Origin of the sequence: Pseudomonas tremae, assembly GCF_001401155.1 — a bacterium.
GTDB classification, from domain to species: Bacteria; Pseudomonadota; Gammaproteobacteria; order Pseudomonadales; family Pseudomonadaceae; genus Aquipseudomonas; species Aquipseudomonas tremae.
On sequence record NZ_LJRO01000206.1, the window covers coordinates 92977 to 104721 of the forward strand.

The following is an 11745-nucleotide window of genomic DNA, read 5'->3' on the forward strand; positions in this document are numbered from 1 at the left end:
CGCCTTCTATCACTGACCGAGGGTCAGAACCTTCTGCATCATGGATTTAGCGGTGTTCATGATTTCGGCGTTGGTCTGGAAAGACCGGCTGGCGGAGATCATGTCGGCCATTTCTTCCACGACATTGACGTTGGGGTAATAGACATACCCGTCCTTGTCGGCAGAAGGATGATTGGGCTCGTAGCGCGCTTCGAGGTTGGAACTGTCTTCGATAATGCCGTTGACCTGAACACCCTGCCCCGCTTCACCCTGATCCTGGAACAGCGAACCACCTGTCGATTGCTGACCCTGCATCACGGTGGCAAACACCGGATGGCGGGCGCGGTAGGTCTGGTCCATGCTCGAAGACACGGTCTCGGCGTTGGCGATGTTACTGGCCGTGGTGTTCAGACGCGTGGTCTGGGCACTCATGGCGCTACCGGCAATGTTGAACACATTGGCTAGTGACATGATTTACTCTCCGCGAAGGGCTGCAACCAGCCCTTTGAACTTGCTGTTGAGCAATGTGAAGCTGGCCTGGAAGCCCATGGCGTTCTCGGTGTAACTGGCCGTCTCGACCTGCGAGTCAACGGTGTTCTGGTCCAGCGAAGGCTGCGACGGCGTGCGATACATCAGCGTGCCATCGTCATTCCCCATGCCCTCGGCTTCGATATGACGGCTGTTGGTCTTGTTCAGCGCGAAATGACCGTTCTGGGCCTTGTCGTTTTCGGCAGCCAGCACCGAAGAAAACTCCAGATCGCGAGCCTTGAAATTCGGAGTGTCAGCGTTGGAAATGTTGTTGGCCAACACCTCTGCCCGCTGAGCCCGGAAGTTAAGGGCCTTTTCATGTATGCCTAACGCTTTATCGAAGCTGATGCTCATTTCGGGAAACCTTTGCCGGTTGACCTGATTCTGTTGTTACTGACAAAGCAATCGGCGTGCCATGTTGCAAAAGCCAATGATTGCAAGGGTTGCAGGCAACGCGGAGGCGGCAATGCCAGAAAAGCGGCAAGGCATTTCCGCTGTGAGGGGTAAAGCGGCAAGGTGGGTGCCGTTTTTTTGCCAGTATGGTGTGTGTCGCTTCAAGCGAGCCCGCCATTGCGAGCGTCGCCCCGAAGGTCGTCGGGCGACGCTTCGCTTTTTCCCGATTAGTCGGGCACCAACAGTAAAGCCGGCGTACACGGTACGCCAGACAGCTCAATCAGAGGCCCAGCTCACTCAACCCCGGGTGATCATCAGGTCGCCGCCCCAGCGGCCAATGGTATTTGCGCTCGGACTCAGCAATCGGCAGATCGTTGATACAGGCAAAGCGCCGTTGCATGAGGCCATTTGCGGCAAACTCCCAGTTCTCATTACCGTAGGAACGGAACCAGTTGCCCGAGTCGTCGTGCCACTCATAGGCATAGCGCACGGCAATGCGGTTATCCGTGAATGCCCAGAGTTCCTTGATCAAGCGGTAGTCCAGCTCCTTGCGCCACTTGCGCTCCAGAAAGGCCTGAGCCTCTGCGCGACCATTGATGAACTCGCTACGATTACGCCAATAGGTGTCTTCGGTGTAGGCCAAAGCGACTTTAGCCGCGTCGCGCGAATTCCAGCCATCCTCGGCGCCACGAACTTTCTGGACTGCAGTCTCCAGGGTAAAGGGTGGAAATGGCGGTCTTCCTTTATCACTCATCTCAGCGTCCTCAGAACGGCTTGTAGGGCAGGAATTTTCCATCGAGGGTTATCACGGCTCGCTCACCCCCTTCTGGATCTTCGACTTTCTTGATGTCGAGCTTGAAGTTGATTGCGCTGATGATGCCGTCGCCGAACTGCTCGTGTACCAAAGCCTTCAGCGTGGTGCCATAAACCTGAACCATTTCGTGGAAGCGATAGATTGTCGGATCACTGGAAACGTCTTCGACATTGCCGCGCAACGGGATGGTTTGCAGTTCTGCGACCGCGTCTCTGTCCAGCCCGAGACGCTCGGCGACCACCTCGGCTACCGCTTGCGGTAGAGGATGCTGGCCGAGCAGCGCTGCAGTGACGTAGACCACGCTCAACCCGGTGTCATTGGCAAGCGCCGCCCAGGTCAGGTTCTTGGCTGCCTTGGCCTGCAAGACGCGTTCGGTCAACTGCTGGCGCGGCGTGCTGGATATATTGCTGTGTGGCATAACTCATTCCTTTACGGTTTGACTAAATGACACCCTCAGCAATACCACATTGAGACGCGGAATAAAAAAAGAGACCCGAAGGTCTCTTTATGAACAGCACCCAGCAGTTATTACTTGGCCTTGTAGATGATCCCCGGGCTGCACTGAACCATCTGGTAGTGGTCCGGCAAACCGTTGAGCGCTTCGGAGGCGCCCAGGAACAGGTAGCCGCCCGGCTTGAGCGTGCCGTGGATGCGCAGCAGGATGTCTTTCTTCACTTCTGCCGAGAAGTAGATCAATACGTTGCGGCAGAACACGATGTCGAACTTGCCCAGCGCCGAGTAGCTGTCGAGCAGGTTAAACGAGCGGAACTCCACACGGCTTTTGATCGGCGCCTTGACCACCCAGCGGCCCGGGCTTTTCACGTCAAAAAAACGCTGCAGACGATCAGGTGAAAGACCGCGACCAATCGCCAGGCTGTCGTATTCGCCGGTTTTGCAGTTATTGAGCATCAAGCCTGACAGATCGGTTGCAACAATCTGCGCGCCCGACTTGAGCTGGCCCGGGTTGGCGCGTTCGAACTCATCGATGGACATCGACAGCGAATACGGTTCCTGACCCGACGAACAGGCTGCCGACCATATGCGCAGGCGCTGACCAGGGCTTGCCTTGATTTGCTCGGGCAGGACCTTGTTCTTCAATACCTCAAACGGGTAGGTATCGCGAAACCACAGGGTTTCGTTGGTGGTCATCGCATCGACCACCTGCTCACGCAAACCACTGCGCGGCTGGGTCTGGATACGCTGGACCAACTCGCTCAACGATTTGATGCCTTGCTGCTCCATCAATTTGTTGAGGCGGCTGGACACCAGGTACTGCTTGTTTTCCCCAAGCAAGATGCCACAGGCTTTTTCCAGAAATACCCGGAACTGATCAAAATCCAAATTACCCGTAGACAAGGTGCCGCCTCTCAAATCATGTGAATCACCGGGGACGACGCCCCCAGCTGATTATTCTGCTGCATTGATCCGCGCAACAACCCTGGCGGCAAGGTCATCAGGCCGGAATTTGGCGAGAAAGTCATCAGCGCCAACCTTCTTGACCATCGCCTGGTTGAACACTCCGGACAACGAAGTGTGCAAGGTGATGTGCATCTTCTGCATGCGCGGGTCATTACGTATCGCCGCAGTAAGGGTATAGCCATCCATCTCCGGCATTTCAATGTCGGAGATCATCATCAGAAACTCTTCTTCCGGTTTTTTGCCTTCCGCGACCAGCTTGAGCAGGTAATCCAGCGCCTGACGACCGTCGTTGAGTGCTACCACTTCCACCCCGACAGTTTCCAGGCAACGACTGACCTGCTTGCGAGCCACAGAAGAGTCGTCGACCGTCAGCACGCGCATCGACACGGCCTTGTGCTTGACGTCTGCATCGATAACACCCACCGAAATCTCTTCGGAGACCGGTGCCACTTCGGCAAGAATTTTCTCGACGTCGATGATTTCCACCAACTGATTATCGACACGGGTCACGGCCGTCAGGTAGTGATCGCGCCCGGTGCCCTTGGGCGGCGGATGGATCTCTTCCCAGTTCATATTGACGATGCGTTCAACGGAATGCACCAGAAAACCCTGAACCTTGGTGTTGTACTCGGTAATGATGACGAAGGAATTAACCAGCGAAATCATCCCGGCGGAGCCTGTCGCCATTGCCAGATCCATGATCGGAATGGTGCCGCCCCGAATGCTGGCGACGCCCCGGACGATCTTGCTCGATTTGGGCATGATGGTGAGTTTGGGGCATTGCAGTACTTCTTTTACCTTGAAGACGTTAATCCCGTAGAGCTGCTTGCCGTCGAGACGAAACAAGAGCAGCTCCAGGCGATTCTGACCCACCAGCTGAGTTCGCTGGTTTACTGAATCCATTACACCTGCCATGCCGAACCCCCTAACCAAAATGACCGCCACCCGTGCACTCGATCAACAAGCGGCACGGGCTTTGCTATTTGTAATTCCATGAACGCAAAGACGACAATTTCTCGACACTTCGCATTAGAAACCCGCAGGCTTCTGTGCGCAATCGCTCTGCTGTGCCTTTGTGGCGCCAGCAACCTCGTCCGTGCAGAGAATTTCACACTGCCTGAACAGCTTATCGGCGTCACCCAAGGGTTTCTTGAGTTCACAGTAGAAGACTATTTGGCAACCAACCAGATTGATGGACGTCATGACATACAGGTAAAGCAGCTGGACCCGCGTTTGCGGATGGCTACATGCGACAAGGATTTGACAGCCAGCCTGGAGAGCCCGCGTCCGGTTGGCCGGGTAACAGTGCGCGTGCGCTGTGAAGGCTCCTCGCCGTGGACAGTGTTCGTACCTGCCCAGGTTCAGCTGTTTCGCAACGTCGTGACGGTCATGCGTCCGCTCAAACGCGACGCCATCGTGACCGAACAGGACGTTGCCATGCGCGAGCGTGATGTGAGCAGCCTGGGGCAGGGATTTCTGGCATCACTTGATCAGGCAGTCGGTCAGAAGGTTGTCCGACAAATGGTCATCGATCAAGTCGTCACTCCTGTGGCACTCGAGCAGCCGCAGATGATTCACAAGGGTGATCAGGTGGTGATCATCGCCCGCACCGGTACGCTGGCGGTGCGGATGCCAGGGGAAGCGATGTCCGACGGCGGTTTCAACGAACAGATCCGGGTGAAGAACCTCAATTCACAGCGGGTGATAAAAGCCAGTGTCACAGGCCCTGGTCAGGTGGAAGTGGCCATGTGATGCATTGATGCTGGCGCAAAGGGTGGGTTTTTTTTAGACTGCGGAGAATGTCCGACGGTGGAAAGCATCTATTGAGAAGCTTTATCACAATCCGCCTAAAGTTTAATTGGGGTTGGCCGAAAACAAGGCAAGCGTCCAAACACCCAGAGGTTTTTCAATCATGGTCATAGATTTCAGTCGCCTTAACAATTCACAAACTGTCTCTAGCACGAACCGTGCCAGCGCCAATAAAGAAACCATTAAAACCGATGCACTAGCACCTGCTGCCACCGCAGGCGTCAAGAGCACCGGGGAAACGTTTTCCTTGAGCAGTGAGGCTCAGCAGTTGCACAACATCACGGACAAGCTGAACGATCTGCCAACCGTCAACAGTGCACGCGTCGCCGAGCTCAAGCAGGCCATCGCAGACGGTAGCTACAAGGTCGACAGCAACCGTGTTGCCAGCAAACTGTTGAATTTCGAAACCCAACGCTAAGCCACGGCTCGCGCTGGATATTCTGGACGCTTAAAAACCAGAGCATGCGATGCAAGACACTAATTTGCTGCAGATGTTCACCGATGACATTGCTTCGAGCCGTCAGCTACTTGAGCTGTTGCAGGCCGAATCAGTGATACTTCATGGCCGCGACATGGGCGATATGGAACAGGTACTGGCGCAGAAACAGGCGCTGGTCATTCTGCTCGACCAACATGGTCGCAAACGCAGCCAGTTGCTGGCCAGTGTTGGCCTGCCTGCAAATCGCGACGGTCTCCAGCAACTGGCCAGCCAGTCGGATATCGGTGAGCAATTATTGACGGCGGGCGACGAACTGAACGCGTTGATCAATGAATGTCAGGTTCTGAATGATCGGAACGGCAGTCTTATTCAGTTGCAACAGGTCAGCACTGCCCATCAGCTGCGTATACTGAACGGCGGCGATACGCCAACGCTCTACGACAGTCGCGGTTCAACTGCGCTTAGAGCAAAACCCCGCCCTCTGAGTCAGGCGTAACTTCCTGTACCAAGGTGTCGTGCGTAGTGGCAGAATGCCTGTTGTTGCGTTGCCGTAGTATTTTGCCTGGAGATTCAAGAACGTGAATGGCTCAAGCGCGGACGATGCTCCGCAGCCCCCCAAGGTCCTCAACACACCTTTGGAAATTGCCGCAAACCTGCGGCTGCTGGTCGAGAGTCATGATCCGCTGATCATTACCTTCAATGAGCGCGCCCAGCGTTTTCAGAGCTACCTCCTGGAAGTCGACCGCGATAGCAACACCATGGCGCTCGACGAGATGATCCCCCGCGACGGCGAACGCTTTATCGGTAATGGCGAATCCTATCGCGTAGAAGGTTTTCACGACGGCGTGCGCATTGCCTGGGAAAGCTCGGCGCCCATGGAAATCCTCGAGATTGATGGCCAGCGTACGTACCGCGGCCCGATGCCCGATGAAGTCATCTACCACCAGCGTCGCAACGCCTTCCGCGCAGCCCTGAAGCTGGCTCAGCTGGTTGATGTCGAGATCGGTGGCGAGCGCATGAAAACGACGCTCACCGGCAAACTGCTGGATATTTCTGCCACCGGCTGCAAATTGCGTTTCGAAGGCGACGTTTCCGACCGTATGCAGTTGGGCCAGGTCTACGATCGTTTTATCGCCAAACTGCCCTTCGGTGCCATGACCGCTCCCGTGGAGCTGCGCCATCTGCACTTCGAAGAAAGGTTTCACACTACATTTGCCGGCGTACGCTTTCACAACATGAGCGGGCTGGTGCAGCGTCAGGTCGAACGATTCGTCTACCAGTTACAGCGTGAAGCACGTCGCTTCGACAAAGACGACGACTTCTGACAGCAAAGAACATGTGCCAATGATTGCGGCAGCCATGCCGCAATCGCATCCCCCCTTCTGCTGCCCTCAGGCCTTCCAGGTCTCGTTCTCGCCCTCGCGCACTTCCTCCGCCACCTCAGGCTCGACGTCAGCCACCGCTTCCGGTTCAAGCTCCGACTCTGGCTCCGGTTGTGGCTCGACAGTCTCTGGCTCGACGGTATTCTGCATCTGCTCCTGGACCACCTGCTCATCCACACGCGGATCGAGCGCCACCACCAGTGGTGAACTGGACATACTGTCCGGCATCGCAACGTGGTGCAGCGGAGCGTTCTCCACCTGGTGCAGGTGAGTGACAGCCTTCGGCCTGATGAGCAATACAAGAATCGCCGCAGCGCCGCAGACAAACACATACAGCATGTGGCCGCCGAAAACCTTCATGACCACACCCGCAGCCAGCGGGCCAATGCTTGCGCCGATACCGTAGGTCATGAGCAGCATGGCCGTCAGCGACACACGACGCTCGGCCTCGACGTGGTCATTGGCAAATGCCACCGCCAGCGGATAAAGGCAGAATTGCATCAGCGATGCCAGAAAACCGACACCGAACAACACTTCAACCGGCACGCTGGGGAATACCGCCAGCGGCAATGACGCCACCACTAGCGCAGCCGCAAACACCCGCATCAGCACCGAGCGATCATAGCGGTCCGAAAGCAGGCCCAGCGGCCACTGCACCAGAAAGCCGGCCAGAATGCAGCAACCCATGAACAAACCGACCTGTTCGGTAGACAGCCCCTGTTCGGCGGCGTAAACGGGTGCCAGACCATAGAACGAACCGATTATCAGACCTGCGCCAAGCACCGCCGTCAGTGACTGCGGAACGCGCTTCATGAAGAACCGGGGCTCCAGCGGAGCCGGATGCAGAGGCGCCGGGTGAATGGCGCGGGTCAAGGCGACGGGCACCAGGCACAGTGCAAAACACAATGCCACCAGCATCAGCAGCTCAGGGCCCAGTTGCGGGTGAACCACCAGCACCAGCTGGCCAAGCACCAGCCCCAGGTAGGAAGCGATCATATAACCGCTGAACACCATGCCGCGCTGCTTGGCCTCGGCCTGTTCGTTGAGCCAGCTCTCGATGACCATGTATTGACACATCATGCCCAGGCCGACGATTACCCGCAGCACCAGCCACGCTGGCAGCCAGCTGATAAGGCCATGCCCAAGCACAGCCGCCCCGACAATCCCGGCGCACGTGGCGTAGGCGCGAATATGGCCGACACGGCCAATAAGACGGTGGCCGATCTTGCCGCCCAGCACCAAGCCGAAATAGTTGGCAGCCATTAAAGCACCCACCCACAAGCTGTCGACCTGATCAGCCGCCAGGCGCAGGGCCAGATAAGTGCTCAGCAGACCCGAGCCGATCAACATCATCAACGAGGCAAAATAAAGCGCTCGAAAGGATTTCCAGATTTGGCGCATCAACTTTCCAAAAATAAGGAGTCGTCCGAATGGACAAGCCCGATACTGCGATTCTTAAACCTGAGCAGCCAGAACGCGCCGTTCCCAGGGGGTGATCTCGTCGAAAAAACTGCTCAGTTCCATAGCCTTCGACGCGACGTAGCCTTCGATGAATTCATGACCAAACAGTTCCTTGGCCAGCTCACTGCTTTTCAGACGTTCGAGAGCGGCATGCAAGGTACAAGGAAGTGACAATTCTTCCGGCACCTCGATTTCGCCTTGCATAGCCGCAGTCGGCTCCAGGCCCTGTTCAACACCGTACAACCCCGCCGCAAGGCTCGCCGCAATGGCCAGATAAGGGTTGGCGTCTGCGCCCGGCAGACGATTCTCCACTCTTCTGGCCGCCGCCGCACTCGCCGGAATACGCAGTCCGGCGGCGCGATTATCGTGGGACCAGCAGGCATTGTTGGGCGAGGCATAGGGATGAAACAGGCGCTGATAGGCATTCACATTCGGCGCGAACAATGCCGTGAAATCAGCCATGCAGGCCTGCTGTCCGCCAATGAAGTGGCGGAAAGTGGCTGTCGCCTCGCCATCGGCGTTGCTGAATACATTGAGTCCGGACGCTATCTCTACCACGCTCTGATGAATATGCATCGAACTGCCCGCCGTATTGGCCAACGGTTTGGCCATGCACACCACCATCAGACCGTGCTTGAGGGCGACTTCTTTGAGCAGGTGCTTGAACAGAAAGGTCTGGTCGGCCAGCGTCAACGGATCGCCGTGCCACAAGTTGATCTCGAACTGACTGACGCCCATCTCGTGCATAACCGTGTCACGTGGCAGTCCCAACGCCGCCATACAGGCATAGACCTCGGCAAAAAACGGCCGCAGACCGTTATTGGAACTGATGCTAAACGCCGAGTGCCCCGCCTCGCGGCGCCCGTCCAGCCCCACCGGCGGCATGAACGGCTGATGCGGGTCGGGATTTGGCGCAAAGACGAAAAACTCGAGCTCGGTGGCGACCACCGGCGCCAGGCCTTGACCGGCGTAGCGGGCAACCACCGCCTTTAACTGGTTGCGGGTGGATAGCATGCAAGGCTCGCCGCTCAGGTCAACGGCATCGCAGATCGCCAATGCCCTGGGCTGATCGCTCCAGGGCAGGCGGTGGATCTGCTGCGGGTCGCTGACCAGCGCCAGGTCACCATCATCGCTGCCGTAAAAGCGCGCCGGAGGATAACCACCCATGATGCATTGCAGCAGCACGCCGCGTGCCAGTTGCAATCGGCGCCCTTGCACAAAGCCTTCGGCCGTCATGACCTTGCCGCGCGGCACGCCGTTCAAGTCGGGAGTTACGCACTCCACTTCATCAATGCCCGACAATAGCTGAGCCAGCGAGTGGGGATCATTGCGTGTCATGGGTCAATCCTTTGAGGGGGAGCTGCAAGTCTGAAGCGACTGGCTTCAAGCCTCAAGCATTAAACCTGTCCCGTCAAAGCACCGGATTGTGGAAAGGCGCTCCGGTCACTTCGATGAACTCCTTGCGGTAATCCTCGTTCTCCGGGTCGACCACGAGGGCCTGACGCAAGAACTCGACGCCTTCGGCGAAATGACCCAATTCACGACTCAGGGCGCCAGCCAGATGCAGCCTGTTGGCATCGAAAAAATTGAAGGACAGCAGGATTTTGGTCAGAGTAAGCGCGTTTTCGAGCTTGCCCTCCATGAGCAACTGATTGAACTGTGCATTGAAACCGGCGATATCCTGCCATTTTTCTGCCGACAAGCCTTCAACCTTGCGCAGCACGAGGGTGTGGCCGTTGCCTACTTTCGAATCGGTCTCTTCCACGCACTCGATGTACCACGACCCCAGACCGGAAGTGTTCACATGGTTGACGGCGCGAATCATGCTCTGCAGAGAGAACACCTGGTAGTGACCGCGCCATTCACCATCGGCGACGGTGGTCATGTCGACCTTGTTTTCATAGTCTTCGATCATTTGCGCCAGCGTCGTCAAACGACGAGCGCGGTCTGTCCGTGCGGCGGTGCGCTTGGGGAATATGCAGAAGAAAACGCCACCGTTTTTCAATACCCGAAGGGCTTCGACATAAGCGGAAAACAGGTTGGGAACGTGCTCGATGACGTGCGAGCTGATCAGGTAATCGACCGACGAGTCCGCCGTGTGGATGCATTGAAAGTCGCCAAGCATATCGACTGTCGAGACACCACCCGACACCTTCATCTGTTCAACGAAGTACTGCTGATAATCCTCCATGTCACGAGGGTGCAGGAACTCGACACCGTTGCACGGTGCGACGTTCAGACAACTGGGGAGGTTGAAAGCGTTATGAGCGGCTGCTCCCAACTCGATACCGTGCCCCTGGCAGTACTTATTAGCTAACAGCATCACCTACCCACCGCTCATCGTATATTGGATACAGCCTTTCCGGGGTGTCGGCGGTCCCCGGCAAAACTTTAGCCGGTACAGGCCCGAAGCCCCGCCCGCCGGGGCATTGGCGCAAATATTGCAGACCACCAGGTACGCATAATGATTTACGTCAGCGCAGCCCTGAACACGGTGCCAACGCTGACGCAGGCCATGAAAAATCAGGTTAACGCTCAAGAGAACAGAGGATCACCATGATTGATGGTCAAAAGGTTGGCTGCGGGATCGTCACGTATAACCGTCCGGCACTGCTGAAAAAACTTTACGATTCATTGCCCACCGACATCATCGACAGCATTGTCATCATCAATGATGGCGACGAGTACCCCGAGTTCTCTGCCTACGGCAGCGAGGTTTTATTCAATAATGAAAGCAACCTCGGCGTCGGAAAGTCCAAGAACAGAGCGTTGTCGCGACTGATGGAGACTGGCTGCGAGCATTTTTTCCTCATCGAAGACGACATCTACATAAAAAGCCCTGAGGTGTTCGAGCTTTATATACTGACCTCGACTCTGACCGGCATACAGCACCTGAATTACAGCCAGCACGGTTTGATGAACAAGACGCCGGATGGCGAGGCCAATGCAGTGTGCAAGATTGATTATGGCAATGGCATCAATTTGCCATTATACCGCCATTGCGTCGGGGCGTTCTCGTACTACTCGAGGCGCAGCCTGGAAGCCGCCGGGTTGATGGACGAGACGTATCACAATGCGTTTGAACACGTCGACCACACGCTGGCCATCATCAACCAGAACATGCATCCGCCGTACTGGTTCTTTGCCGACATCGACAACTCCCAGCTTTACCTCGGAGACGAGCCCTGGACGCTGGAAAAATCAACGATTTCGTCCAATGCCCAACACCGCAAAAACGCCCTCGAAGCTATCGAACACTTCACGCTCAAGCATGGCTGTTCGCCGATTAAACACCCGCTTGCCTCCAATCAGGAGCTGATGGAGAGCCTCAACAGCATCAAGCAGAACTTCGGCCTGAATATCTGAGCCACGATTGTGTCGGAGAATCACTGCCCCCAAGGTTCTGTACGAAACCTCGGCGAGCGAAGGTCAGGCAAAGCAAAACAGGCGATGAGCGGCCGGGGTCGCGTTCGACTCTACGTGTTGTGAATGGGCATTCCGATTTGACTCTCATCCGAGCC

General features: G+C 56.4%; 14 protein-coding genes. 5 read left to right on the forward strand and 9 right to left on the reverse strand.

Going from position 1 to position 11745, the window contains the following annotated elements; translation table 11 throughout:
• Positions 1-9: 9 nt before the first annotated feature.
• The 6 genes from flgC to ALO43_RS15005 form a co-directional block, all read right to left on the reverse strand.
• On the reverse strand, positions 10-450 hold the full coding sequence (flgC, locus tag ALO43_RS14980) for a flagellar basal body rod protein FlgC (RefSeq protein WP_002554316.1): 441 nt from the start codon (positions 448-450) through the stop codon (positions 10-12).
• A gap of 3 nt (positions 451-453) precedes the next feature.
• Entirely contained in the window at positions 454-861 is a 408-nt protein-coding gene (gene flgB / locus ALO43_RS14985) for a flagellar basal body rod protein FlgB (RefSeq protein WP_005767037.1), read from the reverse strand.
• Positions 862-1180: 319 nt separating this feature from the next.
• Positions 1181-1654, reverse strand: a complete 474-nt coding sequence (locus ALO43_RS14990) for a nuclear transport factor 2 family protein (RefSeq protein ID WP_003370064.1) — start codon at positions 1652-1654, stop codon at positions 1181-1183.
• Between the two features lie 10 nt (positions 1655-1664).
• The gene (gene cynS, locus ALO43_RS14995; RefSeq protein ID WP_005890043.1) at positions 1665-2132 is read right to left on the reverse strand and encodes a cyanase; all 468 of its coding nucleotides are present in this window, start codon (positions 2130-2132) and stop codon (positions 1665-1667) included.
• Between the two features lie 110 nt (positions 2133-2242).
• Positions 2243-3070: a protein-glutamate O-methyltransferase CheR gene (cheR, locus tag ALO43_RS15000; protein WP_005890042.1), complete on the reverse strand. Its 828-nt coding sequence runs from the start codon at positions 3068-3070 to the stop codon at positions 2243-2245.
• A gap of 51 nt (positions 3071-3121) precedes the next feature.
• Positions 3122-4048, reverse strand: coding sequence for a chemotaxis protein CheV (locus ALO43_RS15005; RefSeq protein ID WP_005890041.1), 927 nt, complete (start codon positions 4046-4048; stop codon positions 3122-3124).
• Between the two features lie 78 nt (positions 4049-4126).
• Between ALO43_RS15005 and flgA the strand changes: the two genes are divergently transcribed.
• The 4 genes from flgA (at position 4127) to ALO43_RS15025 (ending at position 6706) form a co-directional block, all read left to right on the forward strand.
• Positions 4127-4885: a flagellar basal body P-ring formation chaperone FlgA gene (gene flgA, locus ALO43_RS15010; RefSeq protein ID WP_024670752.1), complete on the forward strand. Its 759-nt coding sequence runs from the start codon at positions 4127-4129 to the stop codon at positions 4883-4885.
• A 160-nt stretch (positions 4886-5045) separates the two neighbouring features.
• Positions 5046-5360, forward strand: a complete 315-nt coding sequence (gene flgM / locus ALO43_RS15015; protein WP_005890039.1) for a flagellar biosynthesis anti-sigma factor FlgM — start codon at positions 5046-5048, stop codon at positions 5358-5360.
• 49 nt (positions 5361-5409) lie between these two features.
• A complete protein-coding gene (locus ALO43_RS15020) occupies positions 5410-5877 on the forward strand; it encodes a flagella synthesis protein FlgN (RefSeq protein ID WP_005890038.1) in 468 nt (155 codons plus the stop codon).
• Between the two features lie 82 nt (positions 5878-5959).
• Entirely contained in the window at positions 5960-6706 is a 747-nt protein-coding gene (locus ALO43_RS15025; protein ID WP_005890037.1) for a flagellar brake protein, read from the forward strand.
• Positions 6707-6772: 66 nt separating this feature from the next.
• Here ALO43_RS15025 and ALO43_RS15030 read toward each other — a convergent pair whose 3' ends face one another.
• The 3 genes from ALO43_RS15030 to ALO43_RS15040 form a co-directional block, all read right to left on the reverse strand.
• Positions 6773-8164, reverse strand: coding sequence for an MFS transporter (locus tag ALO43_RS15030; RefSeq protein WP_005890036.1), 1392 nt, complete (start codon positions 8162-8164; stop codon positions 6773-6775).
• A 54-nt stretch (positions 8165-8218) separates the two neighbouring features.
• Positions 8219-9460, reverse strand: a complete 1242-nt coding sequence (locus tag ALO43_RS15035; protein ID WP_167346615.1) for a glutamine synthetase family protein — start codon at positions 9458-9460, stop codon at positions 8219-8221.
• A 175-nt stretch (positions 9461-9635) separates the two neighbouring features.
• Positions 9636-10547: a class I SAM-dependent methyltransferase gene (locus tag ALO43_RS15040; protein ID WP_054997735.1), complete on the reverse strand. Its 912-nt coding sequence runs from the start codon at positions 10545-10547 to the stop codon at positions 9636-9638.
• Between the two features lie 233 nt (positions 10548-10780).
• Here ALO43_RS15040 and ALO43_RS15045 point away from each other — a divergent pair, with 233 nt between their 5' ends.
• On the forward strand, positions 10781-11590 hold the full coding sequence (locus ALO43_RS15045) for a glycosyltransferase family 2 protein (RefSeq protein ID WP_054997736.1): 810 nt from the start codon (positions 10781-10783) through the stop codon (positions 11588-11590).
• The last annotated feature ends 155 nt before the right edge of the window (positions 11591-11745 follow it).